Source organism: Achromobacter sp. FW305-C-13, assembly GCF_058783475.1.
The window spans coordinates 2372729-2397639 of sequence record NZ_JBYSYN010000001.1 but is presented as its reverse complement, the minus strand read 5'-3'; the positions used below and the strand labels follow the sequence as shown (position 1 = coordinate 2397639).

Here is a 24911-nt window from a genome sequence, read left to right as displayed (position 1 = left end):
GGCGTCGGAGCTCCTGGATTCAGGGTTGTGCGGGGACGGCGTTCAGCCGGCCTGATCGGGTTTGGAATCGGATTTGGAATCGGGGTCGGCCACGTCGATGGCCCGGGTTGCGCCGACGGCGGCGCGCAGTTCGAATTTCTGGATCTTGCCGGTGGAGGTCTTGGGCAGTTCGCCGAAACGCACGGCGCGGGGCACCTTGAAGCCGGGCAGCAGCAGCTTGCAGTGCGCGATGATCTCTTCGGCGGTGGCGGTGCAGCCGGCCTTCAGCTCGACGAAGGCGCATGGCGTTTCCCCCCACTTGGGGTCGGGCATGGCCACCACCGCCACGGCGGCGACGGCAGGGTGGCGGTACAGCGCGTCTTCGACTTCGATGCTGGAGATGTTCTCGCCGCCCGAGATGATGATGTCCTTGCTGCGGTCCTTGATGCGGACATACCCGTCGGCCGTCATCACGCCCAGGTCGCCGGTATGGAACCAGCCGCCTGCGAAGGCCTCCTCGGTGGCGCGCTCGTTCTTCAGGTAGCCCTTCATGCAGATATTGCCGCGGAACATGATCTCGCCCACGGTCTGTTCATCAGCGGGCACTTCTTCCATCGTGTCGGGGTTGCGTACCGAGATGCCCGCCTGCAGGTGGTAGCGCACGCCTTGGCGCGCGGTGAGCAGGGCGCGGCGCTCGTCGTCCAGCACGTCCCACGATTCCTGACGGGCGCAGACGGCGGCCGGTCCGTAGACTTCCGTCAGGCCGTACACGTGCGTCAACTCGAAGCCGATGTCGCGCATCTTGGCGATGACCGCCGGCGCGGGCGCGGCGCCCGCCACCATGGTGCGCACCGTGTGCGTGATGCCGGCGCGCATCTCGGCCGGCGCATTGGCCAGCGCGCTTTGCACGATGGGTGCGCCGCAGTAGTGCGTGACGCCCTCGTCGCGGATCAGGTCGAACACGGTCTTGGGATCGAACTTGCGCAGGCACACGTTCACCCCGGCGCGCGCGGCGACCGTCCACGGGAAGCACCAGCCGTTGCAGTGAAACATCGGCAGGGTCCACAGATAGACCGCATGCTTGGGCATGTCCCATTCCAGGATGTTGCTGACCGCGTTCATGTAGGCGCCGCGGTAGTGGTAGACCACGCCCTTGGGGTCGCCGGTGGTGCCGGACGTGTAGTTCAGCGCAATGGCGTCCCATTCGTCGGCGGGCGGCTTCCAGTCGTAGTGGGCGGGGGCGTCGGCCAGGAACGCTTCGTAGTCGGTGGCGCCGGGCAGCGTGGCCGGGGCGCTGTCCAGATCGTGCACGGACACGATTTTCAGGTGCGGGAATTCCGCGCGGGCGCGCTGGGCGACGTCGCCGTATTCGGTGTCGACGATCAGCGCGCGGGCCTCGCCGTGGCCCAGCATGAACAGCACGCTGGGGGTGTCCAGCCGGGTGTTCAGGGTGTTCAGCACCGCGCCCAGCATGGGCACGCCGAAGTGCGCTTCGACCATGGCGGGGATGTTGGGCAGCATCACCGCGACGGTGTCGCCGCGCCGGATGCCGGCATTCGCCAGCGCGTTGGCCAGCCGCTGGGCGCGCTCGTATGTCTGGGCCCAGGTGCGGCGCACCTTGCCGTGCACCACCGCCAGGCGGTGCCCGTAGACGTCCGCCGCCCGGGCGATGAAATCCACCGGGGTCAAGGCTTCATAGTTGGCGTCGCGGCGCGCCAGGCCGTGGTCGAACATGCTGCTCATGCGTTGTCTCCGAGCGGGGCGCCCAGGCGCCCCTTGTCTATTTTCGGGAACCTTGATTCCCGTCGCTTGCGTGAGCTTAGGGCGCGCCGGAAAATACTGTCTGTCGCCTGCATGACAGACCGCCGGTCGACCCTGCAAACTCCAGTTTTACACGGTTCTGCCCATGACCGACGTTTCAAACATTGTTTCCGCCCCGGAACTGTCCCGCCTGTTCCGGGCCTGCGCCTGGTTCGGCGCACTGGACGGCCGCCACCAGGATCTGGTGCTGGCGACCGCGCGCGCCGAACACGTGGCCAGCGGCGCCTGGATCGCGCGGCGCAATGCGCCGTCGGACTATTGGTTGGGCGTGCACGCCGGCTTGCTGAAACTGGCGATCTACAACGAGTCCGGACGCAGTTGCACGTTCTCGGGCGTGCCGCCGGGCGGTTGGTTCGGCGAAGGCAGCGTCATCAAGCGCGAACTGCGCAAATACGATGTGGTGGCGATCCAGCCGTCGCTGGTGATGCTGGTGCCGGCCGCGACGTTTCACGCGCTGCTGTCGGCCAGCCTGCCGTTTTCGCACTTTGTCATCGGCCAGTTGAATGACCGGATGGGCGAATTCATCGCGTCCATCCAGAACCACCGTTTGCTGGACGCCGATGCGCGCGTGGCGCAGTCGCTGGCGCAACTGTTCAATCCGCAGCTGTATCCGTCCACCGATCTGACCCTGGCGATTTCGCAGGAAGAACTGGGGTATCTGACCGGCCTGTCGCGCCAGCGGGTCAACCAGGCGTTGCAGGCGCTGGCCGACCAGGGCATCCTGGCGCTGGCGTACAACCAGATCAAGGTGCTGGGCCTGGACCGCCTGCGGCAGTACGGCCTGGATCAGATCTGAGCCGCCTAGCGGGGAGGCTGGGCGCGGGGCGGCTGCAGGGCGCGCGTCAAGGCGGCGCGCGCCAGAATACGGGTGGAGTCCAGCGTGGGCAACGCGGAATTGCCGTCGTTCAGCACCAGCGGAAGCTCGGTGCAGCCCAGCACCACGGCGTCGCAGCCGGCATCCCGCAAATTGCCGATGATGGCTTGAAGCCGCGTCACCGATTCGGGCTTGAACACGCCGTAGACCAGTTCATCCATGATGATGCGGGCGAGCGCGCTGCGGTCTTCCTGGCCGGGCCGCACATAGTCCAGGCCTTGCACGCCAAGCTTGTCGGGATAGACATCGCTGTCGACCAGCCAACGCGTGCCCAGGATGCCGATGCGCCGATAGCCGCGCGCCGCGGCGTCGGTGGCGACTTCCTCGGCGATGTGCAGCCAGGGCCGCGGAGACTGCGGCAGCACATGGGCCAGCGCCTGGTGGATGGTGTTGTCAGGGCAGATCAGGAAATCTGCGCCCGCGCGCGCCAGCTTGTCGGCCGACGACAGCATCAGCGCGCCCACGCCGGGCAGGTCACCACGATCCAGGCAGACCACGTAGTCAGCCAGCGAATGGGTGTGCAGCGAGATTTCCGGGTGCGCGTGCGGCCCCATGCGTTGCGCGCCTTCCGCGCACAGCGTGCGATAGCACAGCGCCGCGCCCTCGGCCGAGCAGGCGACGATGCCGATGTGTAGCGGTGTGGCGTTCATTCTGAGGACTCCTTGTTCAAGGCGCGCACGTGGCGGGCGATTTGGCGGAAGCTCTCGGCCATCGCCGCCTGCTGCGAGGCGGGTAGTTGCGACAGGAACAGTTCGTCGATGGCGGGCCCGTACACCTTCCACATCTGGAGCCGCAGCGCGCGGCCCTTGGGCGTGAGCCGGGCGTAGGTGGCGCGCCGGTCTTCGTCGGACCGGAAGCGCTCCACTAGGCCCGCGGCTTCGATGCGGTCCATCAGGCGCGTGAGGTTGTAGCGCGCGATCACCATGCGTTCGGCCATTTCAAACATGCGCGCCGTGCCATCGGGTGCGCGTTCCAGCGCCCACAACGCGTCGTACCACGCCAGCGGCGGCAGGTCGGCGGCCGACAGCCGCTTTTCGATTTCCTCTACCACCAGCGCATGCGCGGTCAGGAAGAGGCTCCACGCGTCGGGCTTGCCCGTGGCCATGCGGTCGGTTCCTTTTGGTTGAAATGCAGGGATGCAGCCCGCGATTGTAGAAGGCAGGGCTCGACGTGTCAGGGTGGAAAGTACCTGCTGGCAGTGATTTATACCCGTTTTGGTCAGGGTCAAAATGACCGTCCCGAATTCAAGCGTTTGATTTGACGCTGCTTTTTCCTGGCACGGAATTCGCATAAGGGAACGTACCCCACTAACCGCAACACTGGAGGGCGTTCCCATCATGGGTCCGTATCGGAAATTATGGTTCACGTTGATCGCCGTGGTGGCGATCACGTTCGCATTGCTTGGATTCTACGGGGGCGAGGTCTACCGGCAGGCGCCGCCCATCCCCGGCACGGTCGCCACGGCCGACGGCGCGCGCCTGTTCGGCCGCGATGACATCCTGGACGGCCAGACCGCCTGGCAATCCGTGGGGGGCATGCAGCTGGGTTCCGTCTGGGGGCATGGCGCGTACCAGGCGCCGGACTGGACCGCCGATTGGCTGCATCGCGAACTGACGGCCTGGCTGGATCTGGCCGCGCGCGATCAGCACGGCCAAGCCTATGCGCAGTTGGCCCTGCCCGAGCAGGCGGCCCTGCGCGAAGCGCTGAAGGCCGAATACCGCGCCAACCGCAGTGATGCCGCGACCGACACGCTGACCGTCAGCCCGCGCCGGGCGCGCGCCATCGCGCAGACCGCCGCCTACTACGACCAGCTGTTTTCCGATGCGCCCGCGCTGCACGGTAGCCGCGAAAGCTTCGCGATGAAGGAAAACACCTTGCCCGACGCCGCGCGCCGGACCCAGCTGACCCGGTTCTTCTTCTGGACCGCGTGGGCGGCGGCGACCGAGCGCGAAGGGAAAACCGTCACCTACACCAACAACTGGCCGCATGAGCCGCTGATCGGCAACCAGCCCAGCGCCGAAAATGTCATGTGGTCCATCATCAGCGTGGTGGTGCTGCTGGCGGGCATCGGCCTGCTGGTCTGGGCCTGGGCGTTCTTGCGTGGCAAAGAAGAAGACGAGCCGCAGGCGCCTGAACGCGATCCGCTCACCACGTTCGCGTTGACGCCATCGCAGCGCGCCTTGGGCAAGTACCTGTTCCTGGTAGTGGCGTTGTTCGGCTTCCAGGTGCTGCTGGGCGGCTTCACGGCGCACTACACGGTCGAAGGCCAGAAGTTCTACGGCATCGACGTGTCCCAGTGGTTCCCGTATTCGCTGGTGCGCACGTGGCATATCCAGAGCGCCTTGTTCTGGATCGCCACCGGGTTCCTGGCGGCGGGCCTGTTCCTGGCGCCCCTGATCAACGGCGGGCGCGACCCGAAGTTCCAGAAGGCGGGCGTCGACATCCTGTTCTGGGCGCTGGTGCTGGTGGTGGTCGGGTCGTTCACCGGCAACTATCTGGCGATCGCGCAGATCATGCCGCCCGACCTGAACTTCTGGCTTGGCCATCAGGGCTATGAATACGTGGACCTGGGCCGGCTGTGGCAGATCGGCAAATTCGCCGGCATCTGCTTCTGGCTGGTGCTGATGCTGCGCGGCATCGTGCCCGCCTTGCGCAAGCCTGGCGGCGACAAGAACCTGCTGGCGCTGCTGACGGCGTCGGTTGGCGCGATCGGGCTGTTCTACGGCGCGGGCTTCTTCTACGGCGAACGCACGCACCTGACGGTGATGGAGTACTGGCGCTGGTGGATCGTGCACCTGTGGGTCGAGGGCTTCTTCGAAGTGTTCGCGACGACGGCGCTGGCATTCATTTTCTCGACGCTGGGCCTGGTGTCGCGCCGCATGGCGACGACGGCCAGCCTGGCTTCGGCTTCGCTGTTCATGCTGGGCGGCATTCCGGGCACGTTCCATCACCTGTATTTCGCGGGTACCACCACGCCCGTCATGGCCGTGGGCGCCAGCTTCTCGGCGCTTGAGGTGGTGCCGCTGATCGTGCTGGGCCACGAGGCGTGGGAGAACTGGCGCCTGAAGTCGCGCGCGCCCTGGATGGCCGACCTGAAGTGGCCGCTGATGTGCTTCGTGGCCGTGGCGTTCTGGAACATGCTGGGCGCAGGCGTATTCGGCTTCATGATCAACCCGCCGATCTCGCTCTATTACATCCAGGGCCTGAACACCACGCCGGTACACGCGCACGCGGCGCTCTTCGGCGTCTATGGATTCCTGGCGCTGGGATTCACCCTGCTGGTGCTGCGCTACATCCGTCCGCACTACGCGCTAAGCCCCGGCTTGATGAAACTGGCGTTCTGGGGCTTGAACATCGGCCTGGCGCTGATGATCTTCACCAGCCTCCTGCCGATCGGCCTGATCCAGTTCCACGCCAGCGTCAGCGAGGGGCTCTGGTATGCCCGCAGTGAGGCCTTCATGCAGCAGGACCTGCTGAAGACGCTGCGCTGGGGCCGCACGTTCGGCGACGTGGTGTTCCTGCTGGGCGCGCTGGCGATGGTGATGCAGGTGATCCTGGGATTGTTGAGCACCCGTCCCGCCCTGGCAGAACCGCGCCTGCGGGCCGGGACCGCGCAAGGGTAGGGCAGACGATCCCGACTTTGCGCCAGCGCAACGTGGCTGCGCGCATCGGCCGGTTCAATGGAGACTTGCCCGCGCCAGGTCGGCGCGGGGCCTCCGGAGCCTTCCATGCGCCTGCTTTGCCTCGCGGTCCTGTCCTTGCTGATGACCGCCTGCGGGCCCGCCGACCGGGCCCGCCTTGCCGTGCCGGAACTGACCCGCCTGCCACCGGGTGAACTGCGCCACGTGCCGCCTGGCGAGGTGCTGCAAAACGGCTATCCCGCAACGCCCGTGCCGCGGCTTGCGCGCTTTCCCCAAGGTTTTTCCATCATGACCCGCCAGGTCAGCCAGGCCGAGTATGCGTCGTGTGTAGCCGCGGGCGCGTGCAAGCCGCTAGATGCGGAACAACGGCGGGCGTCGGCGTCCGATCGGCCGGCGGTGGGCATCAGCTGGGCTGATGCCGACGCCTACGCTGCCTGGCTGTCGGCCGGCACCGGCCAGCGGTTTCGCTTGCCGACCTATGCCGAATGGGCCTATGCGGCGGGCGAAGCGTTCCGCGAAACGGCGGTCGAACCATTTCCCGACCGCGACGATCCCGCGCAGCGCTGGCTGGCGGAATATGCGCAACAGGCAAGCGGACAGGCGGACGGCGAGGTGCGCGCGTTTGGCGCGTACGGCGTCAACGCCAGAGGGGTGAAGGACATGGCAGGCAGCGTGTGGGACTGGACGTCGGATTGCCATGTGCGTCGCGAGTTGACGGCGGCGCTGGACGATCCGCAGGAGACGGCCGGCGAGGGCAATTGCGGCATCCGCGTCGCGGCGGGCCGGCATATCGCCTATCTGCCGGACTTCATCCGCAACCCCAGGAACGGCGCGTGTTCCGTGGGCGTGCCGCCGGCCAATCTGGGCCTGCGCCTGGTGATGGAAACTGGCTAGGGGTTCAGTGCACGGCGGGAACAACGGCCGCGGACGGGCCCGCGCGGCACGACAGGCAGGCGGCGCAATCCACCGGCAACGGGGCATGCCCGCACAGGCGGGCCAGCGCGGCGGGCGAGCGCAGCACGATGCGCATGCGCCCGCCGCCGCCGATGATGCCGCGCTGTTTCCAGTCGCTGAGCAGCCGGCTGACGGTGTGCAGGGTGGTGCCGGTCATCTCGGCGATGTCCTGCCGCGTGATGGGAAAGCCGATGTCGACGCCGTCGCGGGTAGGCAGGCCGGATTGGTCGATCAGCCGCAGTATCGTGCGCGCCACGCGTTGTTCGACGTCGTCGTTGGAGAGTTCCTGGATGCGCTGGTGCGCCTCCTGCAAACGGTGCCCCATCGTGTGCAGGGCGGTGGCGGCCAGCTGCGGATGGCTGGCGGTGAAGGTAGACCAGGCCGCGGCGGGCCAGGCCAGACACACGCTTTCCTGCACGGCCAGGACCGTGGCGGGATAACAGGCCTGCCCCATGGCGCAGGCCAGCCCGAACATGTCGCCCGGGTTGACGTAGCGCACGATGATCTGCTCGCCCTCTGGCGTGACCTGGACCACTTTCAGGCAACCGTGCAGCAGCACGAAGAAGTGCGCGCCCGGTGCGCCCTGGGCATACGCCACGGCCCCGGCCTCAAGCCGACAGGGCGCGGCGCCTTGCAGCGCGGCGCTCAACTGCGCATCGGACAGCGGCCTGAACAGATCCAGGTTGCGCAGCAGGGCGTGGCAAAGCGGCGATGGCATGGCGATGGTCCGTTTGAAAGGGCGGAGCAGATTTCCACGCCTTGATGGTGACACCGCGGCCGCGTGCCGGCAATGCGCACGCGGGCATTGCCTGGCCGCGAGTTTGCGCTACAGCAAAGAAGGATGCGTGCGCGACGCCTTCAATGGAGTTGCCGACAGACTCGGCGTTGAAGAATCGGAAAGAGGAGTTGCATATGAATGCCTTGCGTCCCACCGTGATCGCCACGGCCTTGTTTTTCACGCTGGCGGCTGGCCTGGCCGGTGCCCAGAACGCCGACCAGTTGCCGCGCGCCAAGGTCGCGCTGGTTGCCCCGCCGCTTGTCCATCCGCACGAGCAGGTGGCGCGGTCCGGGCCCAAGGTGATCGAATTCGTCATGACCATCGAAGAAAAGAAAATGGTCATCGACGGCAAGGGCACCACTTTGCAGGCCATGACGTTCAACGGGTCGTTGCCGGGCCCGACGATGGTCGTGCATGAGGGCGATTACGTCGAGGTGACGCTGGTGAATCCCGCCACCAACGCGATGCCGCATAACGTGGACTTCCATGCCGCCACGGGCGCGCTGGGCGGCGCCCAACTGACTAATGTGAACCCGGGCGAACAGGCCACGCTGCGCTTCAAGGCGGACCGCAGCGGCACCTTCGTCTATCACTGTGCGCCGACGGGCATGGTGCCCTGGCACGTGGTGTCGGGCATGAGCGGCACCTTGATGGTGCTGCCGCGCGACGGCTTGAAAGACCCGGACGGCAAGCCGCTGCACTACGACCGCGTCTACACCATCGGCGAGTTCGACCTCTACATCCCCAAGGACGAAAACGGCAAATACAAGGACTACGCGACGCTGGCCGACAGCTACGCGGACACGCTGGAGGTGATGCGCACGCTGACCCCGTCGCACATCGTTTTCAATGGCAAGGTCGGCGCGTTGATGGGCGACAACGCCTTGACGGCCAAGGTGGGCGAGACCGTGATGCTGATCCATTCGCAGGCCAACCGCGACACGCGGCCCCATCTGATCGGGGGCCATGGCGACTGGGTCTGGGAAACCGGAAAATTTGGCAACCCGCCCCAGAAAAACCTGGAAACCTGGTTCATCCGGGGCGGCTCGGCGGGGGCCGCGCTGTACACCTTCAAGCAGCCGGGCGTGTACGCATACCTGAACCACAACCTGATCGAAGCCTTTGAATTGGGCGCGGCCGGGCACATCAAGGTCGAAGGCAAGTGGAATAACGACCTGATGCAGCAGATCAAGGCGCCGGCGCCGATTCCGCGCTGAGTGGCTTCGACGGGCAAGGGCGCCGCCATGGCGCCCAGCTGTGCGTGAATAGTTGCACTTGCAATTGTTAAAAAACCTCCCTACGATTGCAATTGCACATTATGCAATTGCAATTCACGATGTGGAATGACGGCGCCCGCTATCCCGACCAGGCGCCGCCCACGCACCTAGAGGAGGACGCCTATGGACACCCCGATCGACCCGATCGACGCCGACCCGCAGGAAACCCAGGAATGGCTGGAGGCCATGCAGGCCGTGCTGGCCCACGAAGGCCTGTCGCGCACGCACTATTTGCTGGATCAACTGATCAACCAGGACCGCGCGGCCAACGGCCGCTACGCGGCGCCGGGCGTCACGCCTTACGTGAACTCCATCGCTGCGGCCGCGCAGGGCGGGTTTCCCGGCGACCTGGGGGTCGAACAGCGCCTGGACGCCTACCTGCGCTGGAATGCCATGGCCATGGTGCTGCGCGCGGGCAAGACCTCAGGCGTGGGCGGCCACATCGCGACCTATGCGTCGGCCACGACGCTGTACGAAACCGGCTTCCGCCATTTCTTCCGGGCGGCCACGCCGGAATTCCTGGGTGACATGCTGTACATCCAGGGCCATTCGGCCCCGGGCATCTACGCGCGTGCCTATCTGGAAGGCCGCATTTCGGAAGCCGAGCTTGACCGCTTCCGCCGCGAGATCGGCGGGGGCGGGCTGGCGTCTTATCCGCACCCGCGCACGATGCCCGGGTTCTGGCAGTTCCCGACGGTGTCGATGGGCCTGGGGCCGCTGATGGCCGCCTATCAGGCGCGCTATATGCGCTATCTGGAGGACCGTGAACTGATACCCGTGCAAGGCCGCAAGGTCTGGGGATTCCTGGGTGACGGCGAGCAGGACCAGCCCGAAACGCTGGCCGCCGTGGCGATGGCCGGGCGCGAAAAGCTGGACAACCTGATCTTCGTGGTCAATTGCAACCTGCAGCGGCTGGACGGCCCGGTGCGCGGCAACGCCAAGATCATCCAGGAACTGGAAAGCGTGTACCGCGGCGCTGGCTGGAATGTCATCAAGGTAATCTGGGGCGCCGGCTGGGACGCGCTCTTGGCCCAGGACCACGACGGCCGCCTGCGCCGCCGCATGATGCAGTGCGTGGACGGCGAGTATCAGGTGTTCAAGGCACGCGGCGGCGCCTATGTGCGCGAACACTTCTTTGGCGCGGACCCGGTGCTGCTGGAACGCGTGGCCCATCTGTCGGATGACGAGATCGGCGCGTTGAACCGCGGCGGGCATGACCCGGCCAAGGTCTATGCCGCCTATGCGGCGGCCCTGGCGCATCGCGGCCAGCCCACCGTTATCCTGGCCAAGACCGTCAAGGGCTACGGCATGGGCGCGGCCGGCGAAGCCGCGAACACCAACCACCAACAGAAAAAAATGGCCGACCCGGCCGTGCGCGCGTTCCGCGACCGCTTTGCCATTCCGGTGCCGGACGATCAGCTGGAGCAGATTCCCTACATCAAGCCCGCGCCGGGCAGCGCGGAACAGGCCTACTTCGACGCCGCCATCGCGCGGGCGGGCGGCCATCTGCCCCGCCGTCCCGCTGGGCCCGGCCCGCTGGCCACGCCGGCGCTGGACGCGTTCGCCTCGCACCTGAAGGGCAGTGACGGGCGCGAGTTTTCCACCACGATGGCGTTCGTGCGCGTGCTGGCGCAATTGCTGAAAGACCCGGAGATCGGCCCGCGCGTGGTGCCGATCGTGCCGGACGAATCGCGCACGTTCGGCATGGACGGCATGTTCCGGCAGGTAGGCATTTACTCGCACGTGGGGCAGTTGTACACGCCGCAGGATGCCGACCAGCTCAGCGTCTACCGCGAAGACCGCAAGGGCCAGATCCTGCAGGAAGGCATCAACGAGTCGGGCGCCATGTCGTCGTGGATCGCCGCGGCCACCGCCCATAGCACGCATGGTGTTGCCACCATTCCGTTCTACATCTTCTATTCGATGTTCGGCTTCCAGCGCGTGGGCGACCTGGCCTGGGCGGCGGGCGACATCCGCGCGCGCGGCTTCCTGCTGGGCGCGACGTCGGGGCGGACCACGCTGGAAGGCGAAGGCTTGCAGCACGACGACGGCCACAGCCACGTGCTGGCCTCGGTCATTCCGTCGTGCCGTGCCTACGATCCTGCCTACGCCTATGAAATCGCGGTGATCGTGCAGGACGGGATGCGCCGCATGTACCAGGATCAGGAAGACGTTTTCTACTACCTGACGCTGATCAACGAGAAGACCGCGCATCCGGCCATGCCGGCGGGCGCCGAGGTGGGCATCCTGCAGGGCATGTACCGCTTGCGCGAGGCGGCGCCGGGCGCGCTGCGGGTGCAATTGCTGGGTAGCGGCGCGATCTTGCGCGAGACCCTGGCCGCCGCAGATCTGCTGCAGCAGGACTTCGGCGTGGCCGCCGACGTTTGGAGCGTGACCAGCTATTCGGAACTGGGGCGCGACGGCCACGAGGCCGAACGCTGGAACCGCCTGCATCCGCTGGAGGACGCGCGCCGCGGCTACGCCGAAACCGCGCTGGCCGGCAGCATCGGTCCGGTCGTGGCGGCCAGCGACTACATGAAGACGGTGCCCGAGCAGATCCGGCCGTTCATGGCGGGCCGCCGCTATGTGACTTTGGGCACGGACGGATTCGGCCGGTCGGATACGCGGCAGGCGCTGCGTTCCTTCTTCGGGGTGGACCGCCATCACATCGCGCTGGCGGCCTTGAAGGCATTGGCGGACGACGGTCTGATTGACCGGGCGAAGGCGGCCGACGCCATCGCCCGCTACGGCATCGACGCAGAAGCGGTTTCCGCCGCCTTGCCGTAGGGGATCAGGACGCGCGTCGGGGCTAGACCCGGCGCGCCAGCATGGCCCAGACGCCGGCTGCGGACAGCATGGCGCCGCCGCCCAGGTTGAAGCCGCGCTGCGCCCGGGGCGACGCCAGCAGCCGGCTGGCAGAACCCGCGAACACCGCATAGGCGGCGGCGTTGATGCCGGCGCAGGCGACGAACGTGGCCGACAGCATCCACAATTGGCGCGTCACGTCGCCCGCCGGGTCGATGAACTGCGGCAGGAAGGCGACGAAGAAAATCATGCCCTTGGGGTTCAACGCCGTCACCAGGTACGTGTTGGCGAACAGCTTCCAGCGCGAGGCCGCGGCGGTGGCCACAGGCAGCGAGGCCGGAGCCACGCCCGCGCGCAGCAGCTTGAAGCCCAGATACAGCAAATACAGCCCGCCGGCGGTCTTGACCACCGTGAACCAGAAGGCAGAGGCCTTCAGCAGGGCGCCCAAGCCCAGCAACGACAGCACCAGGGCGGTGGAGTCGCCCAGCGCCACGGCCAGCACCAGCGGCAGGCGCGCGCGTTTGCCGTACGTCATGGAATAGCTGATGACGGTCAGGATCGTCGGGCCGGGCAGCATGACAAGCAGCGCGGATGCGCCCAGAAAGGCCAACCAGGTTTCAAGCGACATGGGACTCGCGCTCCGATGGGGTAGGGGGGCTGCCGGGCAGCCGTGCCGGTGACTGTAGGCCAATCGCAGCGCTTTGGGAATGCCCCGGCGCCGGGTGGTGTTAAATACGGTTTTCCCGGACAGTGAACGCGTGGCCGCAAGGCTTCTCGCGAAGGAAACACCATGGCATTCGATTTTGATCTGTTTGTGATCGGCGCGGGCTCCGGCGGCGTGCGCGCCGCCCGTTTCGCGGCGGGCTTCGGCGCGCGCGTGGCGGTGGCGGAAAGCCGCTATCTGGGCGGCACCTGCGTCAACGTGGGCTGCGTGCCCAAGAAGCTGCTGGTCTACGGCGCCCACTACAGCGAGGACTTCGAGCAGGCGCACGGTTTTGGCTGGACCGCCGGCAAGCCGTCGTTCGACTGGCCCACCCTGATCGCCAACAAGAACCGCGAGATCGAGCGCCTTAACGGCATTTACCGCAATTTGCTGGTCAATAGCGGCGTGACGCTGCTGGAAGGCCACGCCCGCATCGTCGACCCGCATACGGTCGAGATCAATGGCCAGCGTCACAGCGCCGCCAACATCCTGGTGGCCACCGGCGGCTGGCCGCAGGTGCCGGACATCCCGGGCAAGGAACACGCCATCACCTCGAACGAGGCCTTCTTTCTGAAGGCGCTGCCGCGTCGTGTGCTGGTCGTGGGCGGCGGTTACATCGCCGTGGAGTTCGCCTCGATTTTCAACGGCCTGGGTGCACAGACCACCCAGGCCTACCGCGGCCCGCTGTTCCTGCGCGGCTTTGACCAGGGCGTGCGCGAACACTTGCGCGACGAGCTGGTGAAAAAGGGTATCGACCTGCGCTTCAACACCGAAGTCACACGCATCGACAAGCAGGCCGACGGCACGCTGGCGGCCACGCTGAAGGACGGTTCCGTCATCGAGGCCGATTGCGTGTTCTACGCCACGGGCCGTCGTCCGATGCTGGATAACCTGGGCCTGGAAAATACCGGCGTCAAGCTGAAGAAAGACGGCTTCATCGAGGTGGATGACGAATACCGTACCGCCGAGCCCTCCATCCTGGCGATTGGCGACGTCATCGGCCGCGTGCCGCTGACCCCGGTGGCCCTGGCCGAAGGCATGGCCGTGGCCCGCCGCCTGTTCCGCCCCGAGGAATACCGCAAGGTGGATTACAAGCTGATCCCGACCGCCGTGTTCAGCCTGCCGAACATTGGCACGGTGGGCATGACGACGGAAGAGGCGCGCGAGGCCGGCTACGAGGTCAAGCTCTTCGAAAGCCGTTTCCGGCCCATGAAGCTGACGCTGACCGAGTCGCAGGAAAAAACGCTGATGAAGCTGATCGTGGACGCCAAGACCGACCGCGTGCTGGGTGTGCACATGGTGGGCCCCGACGCGGGCGAAATCGTGCAGGGCATCGCCGTGGCGCTGAAGGCGGGCGCGACCAAGCAGGTGTTCGACGACACCATTGGCATCCACCCCACGGCGGCCGAAGAGTTCGTCACGCTGCGCACCCCGGTCGCGCAGTAAGGCGATACCGGCGGAGCGCTACAAGCGTTCGATCATGGCGCGCGCCGCCGCCGGCGCGCGTTCTTTCGCGCCATTGATGAAGAACGCGTAGACGTCCTGCGGCCGCGCGGCGCCCGAGGGATCGGGCCCGATGCGGCGCAGGTCCGCCGGGTCGGCCCCGCGCGCCCAGGTGCGCAGGCGCTCGGCCCAGGCATCCAGCACCTTGGGCGCATAACCCGCCTTGAAGGTGGGGCTGGCGCGCATCAGGCGCGCATAGACGAAATCGGCCGTGCGGTCGGCGATGGCCGGGAAGTCTTCGCTGTCGGTGTAGACGGTGGCGGCGCGGTGGCGGCGGGCCAATTCCAGGTATTCGTCGCACGCGAAGCTGGCGTGCCGCACGTCCAGCACGTGGCGCAGCTTCAGGCCGTCGACGTTGTCCGGCAACAATTCCAGGAAGGCGCCGAAGTCCTCGGCGTTGAAGGTCTTGGTGGGGGCGAACTGCCAGACCACCGGGCCCAGCTTAGGTCCCAGTTCGGCAATGCCGCTGTTCACGAAGCGCTGGATCGAATCCTTGGCGCCGGCCAATTCGCGGCGGTTGGTCGCGTAGCGCGACGCCTTGAGCGAAAACACGAACCCCTCTGGCGTCTCGTCGCGCCATTTGGCGAAAGTTGCCGGCTTCTGGGTGCTGTAATAGGTGCCGTTGATTTCGATGGCGGTCAGCTGGCGGCTGGCGTACTCCAGTTCCCGCGCGTGGGGTAGGCCCTCGGGGTAGAACGGGCCGCGCCAGGGCGCGTAGGTCCAGCCTCCTATGCCAACGCGGATACGGGGGGAACTGCCCACCACGGACGGGTGACGCTGCGGCATGTCCAGGTGCTCCATGCAATCGGACGAACCTGACCACTGTATCGCCGCGCCCATGCCGGCGTAAAGCGTGCGGGCCCGGAACAGGAAGTAACACTGGCGCGGCTGTCGTATTCGCGATACGGCAATCCGACCCTTTGCGAACTTCTGGAGTTTGCCTTCATGCCAGCAAACACCTTGCGTGTTTGCCTACGACAAAAAACTCCTGTTCCGGTACAGTTTTGCGATAACGTGTAGGCCTTCAATCCGACTTCGCCCGGCGCCCGCCGGCTCATCATGCCTGACCTGACTCATCTGCTGACGTTCGCCCTGGTTGCGCTGGGCATGGTGCTTACGCCCGGGCCCAACATGATCTACCTGGTGTCCCGCTCTATTTCCCAAGGCCCCCAGGCGGGTCTGATCTCACTGGGCGGCGTGGCGGTCGGGTTCATCTTCTATGTGCTGTGCGCCGCCTTCGGCATCACCGCCTTGCTGCTGACGGTGCCGCTGGCCTATGACGCGCTGCGTATCGGCGGCGCGCTGTACCTGCTGTACATGGCGTGGCAGGCGATCCGGCCGGGCGGCCGTTCGCCGTTCCAGGTGCGCGAACTGCCCAAGAGCAGCCCGCGTACGCTGTTCACCATGGGCCTGGTGACCAATCTGCTGAATCCCAAGATCGCGGTGATGTACGTGTCGCTGCTGCCGCAATTCATCCAGCCCGACCACGGCAGCGTGTTCACGCAGTCGCTGGCGCTGGGCATGACGCAGGTGGCGGTCAGCCTGTCGGTCAATGCCGTCATCGCCATCATGGCCGGATCGATCGCCGGCTTCCTGGCGGGCCGTCCGCTGTGGATGGTCGTGCAACGCTGGCTGATGGGAACGGTGCTGGCGGGCCTGGCCGTGCGCATGATCATGGATACGCGCCGCTGATGGAACACGATAGCGGCTTTTTCGCGTCGCTGGGCGGCATGCTCGGCGAAGCGCTGCGCGGCATCGTTGCGGGCATCAAGTGGCTGCTGGGCGGCCTGGGCGGCGCCTTGGGCGACTTCTATTCCGGACTGGCCGGCGCGATGGGCATGAGCCCGTCGATATTCAACTTCGTCCTGCTGGTGCTGGGCCTGATGTTCCTGTGGGCGGCGGTCAAGGCCTTGCTGCGCCGCTCCATCATCGGATTTCTCTTCTGGCTGGTGTTGGCGGTGCTGGTGCTGGGCGGGCTGGTGGATTAGCCGCGGGCGGCCTGGCCGTCAGCGCCGGGCTTTCAACGCGATATCCCGCAGCCGGCCGACCAGCGCCGGGAACCGCTCGGCCCCCGTGTTCCCATATCCGATCACCAGCCCATTGTCTTCCGGGCGGGGCGTGATTGCGAATGAGGAGAGCGCGCCGGGGTTCATCCCCAGCTTGCGCGCCTGCTCCACGATCGCCACATCGGAAAACGCCGGCGGCAGTCGCACGGTCAGGTGCAGGCCGCTGTGGCCGCCCAGCACTTCATGATCGATCTCAAGGTGCGCGGCCAGCGCGTCGCGCAGCGCCGCCTGGCGCTCGCGGTACAGCCGCCGCATGCGGCCCAGGTGGCGCGAGAACTGGCCGTTGTCGATGAAGGCCGCCATGGTCAGTTGTTCCAGCCGGTGGCCGCCGCGCAGCATTTCGATGACGGACGGCATGGCTTGCGTGGCGATGGTTTCGGGCAGCACCAGGAAACCCAGGCGCAGGGCAGGGAACATGGTCTTGCTGAACGTGCCCACATACAGTACGGGGGCGTCGGGCAGCAGGCCCTGCATGGCCGCGATGGGCTCGCCCTGATGGCGGAATTCGCTGTCGTAGTCGTCTTCGATGATCCACGCACCCGCGCGGCGCGCACGTTCCAGCAGGTCCAGCCGGCGCGCCACCGACAGCACGGCGCCGGTGGGGTACTGGTGCGACGGCGTGGTCTGAATCAGCCGCGGCGGGCGCGTCTGCCACGCGTCTTCGGGAATCACCATGCCGTCGGCGTCCACGCGCATCGCCACGACGTCCAGGTCGCCCGCATGAAAGGCGGACTTGGCGCCTCGGTAGCCGGGGTCTTCCAGCCATGCGGTGTCGCCGGGGTTGGTCAGCAGTTGCACGCACAGCGCCAGCGCGCCCTGTGCGCCTTCAGTGATGACGATGCGCGAGGCCTCGCAGCGCACGCCGCGCGATACGCGCAGGTACTGGGCGATGGCTTCGCGCAGCGCGGGTTCGCCCACCGGATGCCCATACCCCAGCGTGGTGGCCGGGGCGGCCTGCAGCGCGCGGTCCTGCGCGCGGCGCCACGCATTGACCGGGAACTGCGTCAGCGCGGGGGTACCGGGCGTCATCGGCAGGGAACCGTCGTGCAGGTAGCGCGAGGCTACGATGCGCGACAGACGCTTGGCGGTGAAGGAGGATTCGGCTGGGGGCGGCGCGGCCTGCCGGGCGGCGTTGCTGGCGGCGGCCGACAGCGGCGCCACGCGCGTGCCTTGCCGGTCGGCGATGACATAGCCTTCGGCAGTAAGCTGCTCGTAGGCGATCAGGACCGTGTTGCGCGAAATATCCAGGTCCTCGGACAGCGCGCGCGACGATGGCAGTTTGCCGCCGGCGGGCAATTGGCCGGCCAGGATGGCCTGCTTGAGCCGCTGGATCAGCTGGCGCTGGCGAGGCAGCGCGCCGGGGCCGCGCGACAGCGGGCTGGACAACAGGGCGGCGTCAGCAGGGTCGCCCAGGGATGGCAGGGGAGTCATGGCCCTATTAAATTCAAGGATCGTGGTGCTTTTTATGATGCCACGATTCCGATATCGTGAGGTCATGCGTGTTGCGTCCGCCACCGCCGGCGACGCGCGCTAACCAGGATGAGGCCCGTAGCATGCAACCCCGCGTCAACGCATTCCAACAACCCATTGGCCCTGATGTTCCCGGCTGGACCCCGCGCGCGCGTCCGCCCCTGACGCCGGCCGTTGGCCGTTACTGCCGGTTGGAACCCCTGTCCGCCGAGCGCCACGCGGCGGACTTGTATCAGGCCTTCAGCCAGGCGCCGGACGATAGCGACTGGACCTACATGGGCGTCGGGCCTTTTGCCGACGAGGCCGCCTACCGGGCGTTCGCCGAGGCCGCGCAGGCGGGCAGCGACCCCTTGCATCATGCCATCATCGATCTGGAAACGGGCCGCGCTATCGGCACGCTGGCGCTGATGCGGATAGACCCGCCCAACGGCGTGATCGAAGTGGGCTTCGTGTCGTTCTCGCGCCAGCTCAAGCGCACCCGCATCGCGACCGAGGCGCAGTTCCTGCTGATGCGCCGCGCGTTCGACGAACTGGGTTATCGCCGCTATGAATGGAAGTGCGACAGCCTGAACGCGCCGTCGCGCAAGGCCGCCGCCCGGCTGGGATTCCAATTCGAAGGCATCTTCCGCCAGGCCACGGTCTACAAGGGCCGCAGCCGTGATACGGCATGGTTCTCGATCATCGACAGCGAGTGGCCGGCGCTGCGCACTGCCTACGAGCGCTGGCTGGACCCCGAGAATTTCGACGCCGAAGGCAACCAGCGCAAGGGCCTGGCCGAACTGACCGCCCGGGAAAAGGCCGCGTGCGCCTGATCCCGATAGCGCTTGCGCTGTTCTGGGGGCTGAACTGGCCGGCGGTGAAGATCATTCTGTCGATCTTCCCGCCGTTCACGCTGCGTGTCATGGGCTTAGGCAGCGGTGCGGTGCTGCTGTTGCTGCTGGCCCTGGCCAAGCGCGTGGCCCTGTTGCCTCCGCGTGCGTCGTGGCCCGGCATCATCGTGGGCGGCCTGTTGGCCGTGGCGGTGTTCAACCTGGCGGTGGCGTGGGCGCAGCTCAGCACCAGCACCTCGCGCGCTGCGGTGTTGACCTTCACCATGCCCATGATGTCGGCCGTGCTGGCCTGGGCCGTGCTGGGCGAACGCCCCGACCGGCGCCGGGCCGTGGCGCTGGCGCTGGGCGCGCTGGGCGTGGCGATCCTGGCCTGGCCGGTGCTGCATGCCGTCTTTGTCGACCACGACATTGCCGCGACCAAAGGCCTGGCCTTTCCGCTGATCGCCGCTTTCGGTTGGGCCGCCGGCACGGTCTATCTGAAGCGGTGGCCCGTGGCGGGCAACCGTATCGTGGTGACGGCCTGGCAACTGGTGGTAGGCGCGGCTTGCGCCTTGACGGGCATGCTGATCGCGGGCGAGTCGTTTCCCACGCAGGGCTGGAATGCGCGGGTGGCCGGCGCGCTGGCGTTTCACATCATCCTGGGCACGGCGGTGGCGTATTGGCTGTGGTTCGTGCTGAGCGAAAAGGTCAGCGCCACCGTCGCGGCATTGACGACACTGATGGTGCCCGTGGTCGGGGTGCTGGGCGCGATGGCGCTGGTGGGCGACCGGCCGGGCGCGGCAGACTGGCTGGGCTTCGCCTTCGTGCTGGCCGGGGCGGCCCTGATCGTACTGAACTTGGGCAAGGCGCGGGGGTGACGCCGGCGGCTCACCCCCGCTTGCGCAACAGGTTCCTGATCACTTCCGCGCCGCTGACCAGCGTGATGCCCGACAGCACCAGCACCGCGCCAATGACAAAACCGGCGTCCAGCGGCTCGTTCAGAATCAGCACGCCGAAGCTCACGCCGAACAGCGGTGTCATGAAAGACAGGATCGACAGCCGCGACGCCAGGTAGCGGCGCAGCAGCCAGAACCAGGCGAGGTAGCTGGACAGCGCCACCACCACCGACTGGAAGGCCACGCTCAGCACGGCGGCCTGCGTGTAGCGGATGGTGTCTTGACCGGTGGCGGCGGCATAGGCCAGCAGCCCGATGGCGGCCACCGCCATCTGATAGAAGAGCGTCTTGGAAGGCGCGGCTTCCGATAGCGAGGTCTTGCGGATGGCGACCGTGGTGGCGCCCCAGAGCAAGCCCGCGGCCAGGCCCATGGCATCGCCCAGCAGCATGTTCGAGGATCCCGCCTGCGCTGGCTTGCCCAAAAACGCCACCCCGATGCCGCCGAACGCGATCGCCACGCCCAGCCACTGGAGCGGGCGCATGCGTTCTTCAGGTAACAGCCAATGCAGGCCCAGCGCGGCGAAGATGGGGGCGGTGTACAGGAACACCGACATGTGCGAGGCCGTGGTGTAGAGCAGGCCCTGCGCCACGAACAGGAATTCTCCCGCGAACAGCAGGCCGACGATCAGGCCGGGCAGGGCGGTGCCGTCGCGGAATGCGTGCAAGCCCTCGGCCCGCCACACCACCACCGCCAGCACCAGCGCCGCGAACGTCGAGCGCAGGCCGATCTGCATGATCGGCGCGATATCACCGGCCACCAGCTTGATGGCGATCTGCTGGAAACCCCAGCACACGCACAGGGCCAGCATGCCGCTGGTTGCGAGCGCGTCCAGCGGCAAGCGTTGGGGCTTGGCGGTGGGCGCGCTCACGGCAGTTCGGCGGGGTAGCTGTCCAGCGCCAGGCCGATCTGCTGGCGCAAGTCCCATTCGGCCAGGGTCGATTGCACCGGGCCGAAGAAGGCGCCGTCGCGCGTGACGAACATGGCGGGCAGATGAAAGACCTCGTAGCGTTCGACCAGCCCGCGGTTGTCGCCCGCATCCACCCAGCACACGCGTTCCACGGGCAATTCCAGCGCCGGCAGCTGTTCGCGCGCGATGCGGCAGGTGCCGCAGGTGCGGCTGTGAAAGACCAGCAGCGTCAGGCCGGGCGCATCCAGCAGGAAGCGGTCGGCGGTGCTGTCATTGAGTTCTATCTGTTCCATGGGCGGCGGGGGGACGAGTCGTGGGCGCCAGACGAACCCGGCGCAAGGCGTCCATTATGGCAGCGCGGCGCCCGCGGGCCAGGGATACCCGCGGGCGCCGAATGGGTGTGCCGATTCAAGCGCCGCGCAGCACCCGGTCCAGCTCCAGCACCGACTGGTACAGGACCCGGGTGCCGTCCAGCAACTGCGCGGGTTCGATCCATTCTTCCGGGCAGTGGCTGCGGCCATTCAGGCACGGGATGAAGACCATGCCGATGGGGCCCGTGGGCGCCATGTACACGGCGTCATGGCCCGCGCCGCTGGGCAGGCGCATCGACGCGTAACCCAGCTGGTCGGCCGCGGCCTTGACCGCGTCCATCACCAGCGGCGAACAGTCCGTGGGCTGCGCGCGGCTCAGTTGCGTGAAGCCTGCCGTCAGGCGCAGCGCCTTCAGGTCGTCGGCCACGCCGGCCATCAACGTTTCCGGGAACGCGTCCAGCACGGCGTTGCTGTCGCTGCGCATTTCCAGCGTTAGCTCCACCCGGCCGGGCACGGCGTTGGCAGCGTTCGGCGTCATCGACAAGCGGCCCACCGTGGCCACCACGTAATGCGGATTGCCGCTGGCGGCGCTGGCCTGGCGGCTGGCGGCATCGATGATGCGGGCCGCACCCACCAGCGCGTCGCGGCGGATATCCATGGGGGTGGTGCCGGCATGATCGGGCTGGCCTTCCACCACGATCAGCACGCGGCGGATGCCCACGATGTTGGTGACCACGCCGATCGGCAGGCCGCGGCTTTCCAGGACGGGGCCCTGTTCGATATGCAGTTCGACGAACGCCGCGGTGTCGCCCGCGTTGCGCAAGGGGGCATGAAGCGCCGCCGGGTCGCCGCCGATGCGGGCGATACCTTGGGCCAGCGTCTCGCCGTCGGGGTTGCGGGCGGCCAGCATGTCGGCCGTCAGTTGGCCAGAGAGCGCGCGGCTACCCACGCACGAGATGCCGTAGTCGCTGGGTTCTTCGGACAGGAAGTCGATGACTTCGAACGGATGCGCCAGTTCGATGCCGTGTTCCTGCATCGTGTGCGCGACTTCGATGCCGGCCAGGACGCCGATGATGCCGTCGAAGCGGCCGCCGGCCATGACGGTGTCGCAATGCGAGCCGGTGGCAATCGGCTTGCGCGCGGGGTCGCGCCCGGCGCGGGTGCCGATCAGGTTGCCGCCCGCGTCCAGGCGGGTGGCCAGGCCGGCGGCTTCGAACTCGCTGCGCAGCCAGGCGCGGGCCTCGTCGAACAAGGGCGAAAAGGCGCGGCGCGTCCACGGGACGTCGGGCAGGGTGAAGCGGGACAGGGCTTCAATGCGCGACCAGAGTCGGTCGGCATTGAGCGGGGGGAATTGGGGGGAAGGCGATGCAGGGGGTGTTGCGTGCGGCATGAAGATTCCTGAAGATGCGCCGTAGATTATGTCATGGCGATCTAGTGCGCCGCCCCTTCAGGATGCCAGCCGCCACGACGGTTCGCGCTTCTCCAGGAAAGCGGCCACGCCTTCGCGGGCTTCGTCGGTGCTGCGGCAGGCCGCGATCCGTTCCACGGTGTCGGCGATCAGCGCCGTGTCGATCGGCTGGCCCGCGAAGTCCCGCACCAGACGCTTGCTGGCTTGGACGGCATCGGGGCCGTTGGCGCACAGCGTGCGGCAGATTGCCTCGGCCGCTTCATGCAGCGCCTCGGCCGGCACCACGTCGTGCAGCAGCCCCAGGCGCAGCGCGGTGGCGGCGTCAAAACGTTCGGCGGTCAGGAAATAGCGGTTGGCCGCCCGTTCGCCCATGGCCCGGATCACATAGGGGCTGATGGTGGCGGGCAGCAGCCCCAGGCGGGTTTCAGACAGGCAGAAGTGCGCGGAATCCGCGGCGATGGCGATGTCGCAGGCCGACAGCAGGCCCATGCCGCCGGCGTAGGCATCGCCGTTCACGCAGGCAACGACGGGTTTGGGGCACGACCAGATGGTGTGCAACATATCGGCCAGCCGGGTGGCGTCGGCGCGATTGTCGGCGTCGGTATGTGTGGCCATCTTGCGCATCCAGTTCAGGTCGCCGCCCGCGCAGAACGCCTTGCCGGCGCCGGTCAAGAGCAGCACGCGCACACGGGGATCCTGCGCCGCCTGCCTGACGGCGCTGGTCAGCGCGGCAATCAGGGTCTCGTCGAAAGCGTTGCGCATGTCGGGGCGGTTCAGCGTCAGGCGGACGATGGCGCCGTCGTGGGCGACGTCCAGGGGGGCGTGTAGAGTCATGCCGGGTCTCCCGTTGTATTGAATATGGCTCAATAAGCTAGGTGCTACTGCTCGATGATTCTAGGGCTATTTTGGGTAATCCGCGATGCATTCCGGTCAAGTATTGAGTTATCCTCAAAAAAATAACGGAGCGAGACATGAATCCACAATCAGGCGGCCAGGCCGCCGATCAGCGTTATTCGTCGGTATTCCGGCCCGGGCTGTACGACGGCAAGACCATCCTGGTGACGGGCGGCGGCAGCGGCCTGGGGCGCTGCACCGCGCACGAACTGGCGGCGCTGGGGGCGAGCCTGGCGCTGGTCGGTCGCAAGCTGGACAAGCTTGAAGCGGCGGGTGAAGAGATTGCCCGCATCTACCCCGAAGCCGCTGGGCGCATCAGCCTGCACGCGTGCGATATCCGCGACGAGGCCGGCGTGCGCGGCGTGGTCACGGACGTGCTGGCCCGGCATGGCGCCATCGATGGCCTGTTCAATTGCGCGGGCGGGCAGTTTCCGGCGCCGTTGGACCGCATCAGCTTCAACGGCTGGAACGCGGTGGTCCAGAACAACCTGCACGGCACCTTCCTGATGGCGCGCGAGGTCTATACGCAGCACATGCGCCAGCACGGCGGGGCCATCGTCAACATGCTGGCCGACATCTGGGGCGGCATGCCGGGCATGGGCCATTCGGGCGCGGCGCGGGCAGGCGTGTGGAACCTGACCGAAACCGCCGCTTGCGAATGGGCGCACGCCGGGGTTCGTGTGAATGCGGTGGCGCCGGGCTGGATCGCGTCGAGCGGCATGGACAGCTACGACGACAAGTACCGGGCGGTGTTGCGCAAGCTGAAGACCAAGGTGCCGCTGCAACGCTTCGGCACCGAGGCGGAACTGGCGGCGGCCGTGGTGTTCCTGCTGTCGCCGGCGGCCGCCTTCATCAATGGCAGCGTTATCCGCGTGGATGGCGGCGTGCCCAACGCGCGCCACTCCTGGTCCTTGCAGCCCGCCGAGCGCGGCGAGGTCTATAACGGCTTTCCTCAGTACGTGCCGCCGTCCTTGTTTTCGGACTCTGCTGACGATTCGGAAGCCTGAAGCCGATGCAGGGCGTCGCGCACTTCGCCGCGGAACCGGGCCAATGCCAGCGCGTCCTGGCGGGGCGGCTGCAAGGCCTGCCACAGGAAGCCGACCAGCTGGTCGGCCGTGGCGGACACATCTACCCGCGCGCCGCGCAGGATGGCGTCCCACAGCACGTGCTCCATGGGGCCATAGACCGCCGACCGCAACAGCCGCAACGGCATGTCCCGCCGGATGTCGCCGTCGGCCTGGCCTTGGGCCAGGATGCGCATCAGCGGCGCGGTGTAGCGGCGCTGCAGGCCGGCGTAGACCTCGCCGAAATCGTCGTTGCGGGCGCGTCCTTCGGACAGGATGAAGGCGCACAGCCCTGGGCCTTCGGCCAGCAGGTGCCGCAGGTGCGTATGCACCAGATAGTGCAGCTGCGCGCGCGCGCCCTGCACGTGGGGCAGGCTGTCTTCGACCTTGCCGATGATCTCGTCGTACCAGTCGCTGATTACCCGCACGCACAGTTCCCGCTTGCCGCCGAAGTAGGTGAAGATCGTGGCTTCGGATACGCCCAGCCGCTGGGCGATCTCGGTCGTCGTGGCCGCCTGGAAGCCGGCCTCGGAGAAGACTTGCCGGGCCATGTTCAGGATGTCGCGGATGCGCTGTTCCGACTTGGCGCTGGCCGCCGGGCGGCGGGTCGGGACGACAGGGGGTTTTTCCATGCGGACGGCAAAAGGGCGGGTAGGCGGGGCTTATTATTGAGCCAGGGTCAAGCAAGTTG

23 protein-coding genes are annotated in these 24911 nt (G+C 67.1%); 11 read left to right on the top strand and 12 right to left on the bottom strand.

Annotated features, from left to right (window positions below; genetic code table 11):
- Positions 1-42 precede the first annotated feature (42 nt).
- Positions 43-1722, bottom strand: coding sequence for an acyl-CoA synthetase (locus AC3WMU_RS10775; protein WP_492282314.1), 1680 nt, complete (start codon positions 1720-1722; stop codon positions 43-45).
- A 163-nt stretch (positions 1723-1885) separates the two neighbouring features.
- On the opposite strand from AC3WMU_RS10775, the gene AC3WMU_RS10770 reads away from it, so the two are divergent.
- Positions 1886-2596 (top strand): Crp/Fnr family transcriptional regulator, encoded by a 711-nt coding sequence (locus AC3WMU_RS10770; protein WP_006226881.1) that lies wholly within the window; start codon positions 1886-1888, stop codon positions 2594-2596.
- A gap of 5 nt (positions 2597-2601) precedes the next feature.
- Here AC3WMU_RS10770 and AC3WMU_RS10765 read toward each other — a convergent pair whose 3' ends face one another.
- Both AC3WMU_RS10765 and AC3WMU_RS10760 read right to left on the bottom strand, forming a co-directional pair.
- The gene (locus AC3WMU_RS10765) at positions 2602-3324 is read right to left on the bottom strand and encodes an aspartate/glutamate racemase family protein (RefSeq protein WP_492282313.1); all 723 of its coding nucleotides are present in this window, start codon (positions 3322-3324) and stop codon (positions 2602-2604) included.
- Positions 3321-3779 (bottom strand): MarR family winged helix-turn-helix transcriptional regulator, encoded by a 459-nt coding sequence (locus AC3WMU_RS10760; protein WP_006226879.1) that lies wholly within the window; start codon positions 3777-3779, stop codon positions 3321-3323. The genes AC3WMU_RS10765 and AC3WMU_RS10760 overlap by 4 nt, the downstream gene beginning before the upstream one ends.
- Positions 3780-4011: 232 nt before the next feature.
- Here AC3WMU_RS10760 and AC3WMU_RS10755 point away from each other — a divergent pair, with 232 nt between their 5' ends.
- Entirely contained in the window at positions 4012-6297 is a 2286-nt protein-coding gene (locus tag AC3WMU_RS10755; protein WP_492282312.1) for a nitric-oxide reductase large subunit, read from the top strand.
- 105 nt (positions 6298-6402) lie between these two features.
- Positions 6403-7209: a formylglycine-generating enzyme family protein gene (locus AC3WMU_RS10750; RefSeq protein ID WP_088590449.1), complete on the top strand. Its 807-nt coding sequence runs from the start codon at positions 6403-6405 to the stop codon at positions 7207-7209.
- 4 nt (positions 7210-7213) lie between these two features.
- On the opposite strand, the gene AC3WMU_RS10745 is transcribed toward AC3WMU_RS10750, so the two are convergent.
- A complete protein-coding gene (locus AC3WMU_RS10745; protein WP_280027767.1) occupies positions 7214-7987 on the bottom strand; it encodes a Crp/Fnr family transcriptional regulator in 774 nt (257 codons plus the stop codon).
- A gap of 194 nt (positions 7988-8181) precedes the next feature.
- Here AC3WMU_RS10745 and nirK point away from each other — a divergent pair, with 194 nt between their 5' ends.
- The gene (nirK, locus tag AC3WMU_RS10740; protein ID WP_006226874.1) at positions 8182-9264 is read left to right on the top strand and encodes a copper-containing nitrite reductase; all 1083 of its coding nucleotides are present in this window, start codon (positions 8182-8184) and stop codon (positions 9262-9264) included.
- Between the two features lie 183 nt (positions 9265-9447).
- Positions 9448-12111: a pyruvate dehydrogenase (acetyl-transferring), homodimeric type gene (aceE, locus tag AC3WMU_RS10735; RefSeq protein WP_492282311.1), complete on the top strand. Its 2664-nt coding sequence runs from the start codon at positions 9448-9450 to the stop codon at positions 12109-12111.
- Between the two features lie 22 nt (positions 12112-12133).
- Here aceE and AC3WMU_RS10730 read toward each other — a convergent pair whose 3' ends face one another.
- Positions 12134-12757, bottom strand: coding sequence for a LysE family translocator (locus AC3WMU_RS10730; RefSeq protein WP_492282310.1), 624 nt, complete (start codon positions 12755-12757; stop codon positions 12134-12136).
- A gap of 162 nt (positions 12758-12919) precedes the next feature.
- Here AC3WMU_RS10730 and gorA point away from each other — a divergent pair, with 162 nt between their 5' ends.
- Positions 12920-14278, top strand: coding sequence for a glutathione-disulfide reductase (gene gorA, locus AC3WMU_RS10725; protein ID WP_492282309.1), 1359 nt, complete (start codon positions 12920-12922; stop codon positions 14276-14278).
- Positions 14279-14296: 18 nt separating this feature from the next.
- Here the strand turns inward: gorA and AC3WMU_RS10720 are convergent, their stop codons facing one another.
- Entirely contained in the window at positions 14297-15121 is an 825-nt protein-coding gene (locus AC3WMU_RS10720) for a DUF72 domain-containing protein (RefSeq protein ID WP_492282308.1), read from the bottom strand.
- 273 nt (positions 15122-15394) lie between these two features.
- Here AC3WMU_RS10720 and AC3WMU_RS10715 point away from each other — a divergent pair, with 273 nt between their 5' ends.
- On the top strand, positions 15395-16027 hold the full coding sequence (locus AC3WMU_RS10715) for a LysE family translocator (RefSeq protein WP_006226869.1): 633 nt from the start codon (positions 15395-15397) through the stop codon (positions 16025-16027).
- Entirely contained in the window at positions 16027-16323 is a 297-nt protein-coding gene (locus AC3WMU_RS10710; protein WP_006226868.1) for a hypothetical protein, read from the top strand. The genes AC3WMU_RS10715 and AC3WMU_RS10710 overlap by 1 nt, the downstream gene beginning before the upstream one ends.
- Before the next feature lie 18 nt (positions 16324-16341).
- Here AC3WMU_RS10710 and pdxR read toward each other — a convergent pair whose 3' ends face one another.
- Positions 16342-17832, bottom strand: a complete 1491-nt coding sequence (gene pdxR, locus AC3WMU_RS10705) for a MocR-like pyridoxine biosynthesis transcription factor PdxR (protein WP_492282307.1) — start codon at positions 17830-17832, stop codon at positions 16342-16344.
- A 122-nt stretch (positions 17833-17954) separates the two neighbouring features.
- On the opposite strand from pdxR, the gene AC3WMU_RS10700 reads away from it, so the two are divergent.
- Together AC3WMU_RS10700 and AC3WMU_RS10695 are read left to right on the top strand one after the other, a co-directional pair.
- Complete coding sequence (locus AC3WMU_RS10700; RefSeq protein WP_492282306.1) at positions 17955-18683, top strand: GNAT family N-acetyltransferase; 729 nt, start codon at positions 17955-17957, stop codon at positions 18681-18683.
- Positions 18674-19558 (top strand): DMT family transporter, encoded by an 885-nt coding sequence (locus AC3WMU_RS10695; RefSeq protein ID WP_006226865.1) that lies wholly within the window; start codon positions 18674-18676, stop codon positions 19556-19558. Before AC3WMU_RS10700 ends, AC3WMU_RS10695 begins: the two co-directional genes overlap by 10 nt.
- A gap of 10 nt (positions 19559-19568) precedes the next feature.
- Here the strand turns inward: AC3WMU_RS10695 and AC3WMU_RS10690 are convergent, their stop codons facing one another.
- From AC3WMU_RS10690 to AC3WMU_RS10675, 4 genes are all read right to left on the bottom strand, one after another.
- On the bottom strand, positions 19569-20444 hold the full coding sequence (locus tag AC3WMU_RS10690; RefSeq protein WP_492282372.1) for a DMT family transporter: 876 nt from the start codon (positions 20442-20444) through the stop codon (positions 19569-19571).
- 56 nt (positions 20445-20500) lie between these two features.
- Positions 20501-20836: a thioredoxin family protein gene (locus tag AC3WMU_RS10685; RefSeq protein WP_006226863.1), complete on the bottom strand. Its 336-nt coding sequence runs from the start codon at positions 20834-20836 to the stop codon at positions 20501-20503.
- Positions 20837-20951: 115 nt separating this feature from the next.
- Complete coding sequence (gene ertE, locus AC3WMU_RS10680) at positions 20952-22244, bottom strand: N-carbamyl-l-glutamate amidohydrolase ErtE (RefSeq protein ID WP_492282305.1); 1293 nt, start codon at positions 22242-22244, stop codon at positions 20952-20954.
- 57 nt (positions 22245-22301) lie between these two features.
- On the bottom strand, positions 22302-23096 hold the full coding sequence (locus AC3WMU_RS10675; protein WP_492282304.1) for an enoyl-CoA hydratase/isomerase family protein: 795 nt from the start codon (positions 23094-23096) through the stop codon (positions 22302-22304).
- 137 nt (positions 23097-23233) lie between these two features.
- Here AC3WMU_RS10675 and AC3WMU_RS10670 point away from each other — a divergent pair, with 137 nt between their 5' ends.
- Positions 23234-24163, top strand: coding sequence for an SDR family oxidoreductase (locus AC3WMU_RS10670; protein WP_492282303.1), 930 nt, complete (start codon positions 23234-23236; stop codon positions 24161-24163).
- On the opposite strand, the gene AC3WMU_RS10665 is transcribed toward AC3WMU_RS10670, so the two are convergent.
- On the bottom strand, positions 24109-24852 hold the full coding sequence (locus AC3WMU_RS10665) for a TetR/AcrR family transcriptional regulator (protein WP_492282302.1): 744 nt from the start codon (positions 24850-24852) through the stop codon (positions 24109-24111). The two genes, AC3WMU_RS10670 and AC3WMU_RS10665, sit on opposite strands and share 55 nt — an antisense overlap.
- Between the last annotated feature and the right edge of the window lie 59 nt (positions 24853-24911).

Excerpts from the sequence above, each read along its gene's own strand:
- AC3WMU_RS10715 (WP_006226869.1), top strand. The coding sequence starts at position 15,395 with ATGCCTGACCTGACTCATCTGCTGACGTTCGCCCTGGTTGCGCTGGGC.
- aceE (WP_492282311.1), top strand. The coding sequence starts at position 9,448 with ATGGACACCCCGATCGACCCGATCGACGCCGACCCGCAGGAAACCCAG.
- AC3WMU_RS10765 (WP_492282313.1), bottom strand. The coding sequence starts at position 3,324 with ATGAACGCCACACCGCTACACATCGGCATCGTCGCCTGCTCGGCCGAG.
- AC3WMU_RS10750 (WP_088590449.1), top strand. The coding sequence starts at position 6,403 with ATGCGCCTGCTTTGCCTCGCGGTCCTGTCCTTGCTGATGACCGCCTGC.
- AC3WMU_RS10745 (WP_280027767.1), bottom strand. The coding sequence starts at position 7,987 with ATGCCATCGCCGCTTTGCCACGCCCTGCTGCGCAACCTGGATCTGTTC.
- gorA (WP_492282309.1), top strand. The coding sequence starts at position 12,920 with ATGGCATTCGATTTTGATCTGTTTGTGATCGGCGCGGGCTCCGGCGGC.
- nirK (WP_006226874.1), top strand. The coding sequence starts at position 8,182 with ATGAATGCCTTGCGTCCCACCGTGATCGCCACGGCCTTGTTTTTCACG.
- AC3WMU_RS10685 (WP_006226863.1), bottom strand. The coding sequence starts at position 20,836 with ATGGAACAGATAGAACTCAATGACAGCACCGCCGACCGCTTCCTGCTG.
- AC3WMU_RS10720 (WP_492282308.1), bottom strand. The coding sequence starts at position 15,121 with ATGCCGCAGCGTCACCCGTCCGTGGTGGGCAGTTCCCCCCGTATCCGC.
- AC3WMU_RS10670 (WP_492282303.1), top strand. The coding sequence starts at position 23,234 with ATGAATCCACAATCAGGCGGCCAGGCCGCCGATCAGCGTTATTCGTCG.
- AC3WMU_RS10700 (WP_492282306.1), top strand. The coding sequence starts at position 17,955 with ATGCAACCCCGCGTCAACGCATTCCAACAACCCATTGGCCCTGATGTT.
- AC3WMU_RS10730 (WP_492282310.1), bottom strand. The coding sequence starts at position 12,757 with ATGTCGCTTGAAACCTGGTTGGCCTTTCTGGGCGCATCCGCGCTGCTT.
- AC3WMU_RS10755 (WP_492282312.1), top strand. The coding sequence starts at position 4,012 with ATGGGTCCGTATCGGAAATTATGGTTCACGTTGATCGCCGTGGTGGCG.
- AC3WMU_RS10675 (WP_492282304.1), bottom strand. The coding sequence starts at position 23,096 with ATGACTCTACACGCCCCCCTGGACGTCGCCCACGACGGCGCCATCGTC.
- AC3WMU_RS10775 (WP_492282314.1), bottom strand. The coding sequence starts at position 1,722 with ATGAGCAGCATGTTCGACCACGGCCTGGCGCGCCGCGACGCCAACTAT.
- AC3WMU_RS10665 (WP_492282302.1), bottom strand. The coding sequence starts at position 24,852 with ATGGAAAAACCCCCTGTCGTCCCGACCCGCCGCCCGGCGGCCAGCGCC.
- AC3WMU_RS10690 (WP_492282372.1), bottom strand. The coding sequence starts at position 20,444 with ATGCTGGCCCTGTGCGTGTGCTGGGGTTTCCAGCAGATCGCCATCAAG.
- ertE (WP_492282305.1), bottom strand. The coding sequence starts at position 22,244 with ATGCCGCACGCAACACCCCCTGCATCGCCTTCCCCCCAATTCCCCCCG.
- AC3WMU_RS10760 (WP_006226879.1), bottom strand. The coding sequence starts at position 3,779 with ATGGCCACGGGCAAGCCCGACGCGTGGAGCCTCTTCCTGACCGCGCAT.
- AC3WMU_RS10710 (WP_006226868.1), top strand. The coding sequence starts at position 16,027 with ATGGAACACGATAGCGGCTTTTTCGCGTCGCTGGGCGGCATGCTCGGC.
- AC3WMU_RS10770 (WP_006226881.1), top strand. The coding sequence starts at position 1,886 with ATGACCGACGTTTCAAACATTGTTTCCGCCCCGGAACTGTCCCGCCTG.
- pdxR (WP_492282307.1), bottom strand. The coding sequence starts at position 17,832 with ATGACTCCCCTGCCATCCCTGGGCGACCCTGCTGACGCCGCCCTGTTG.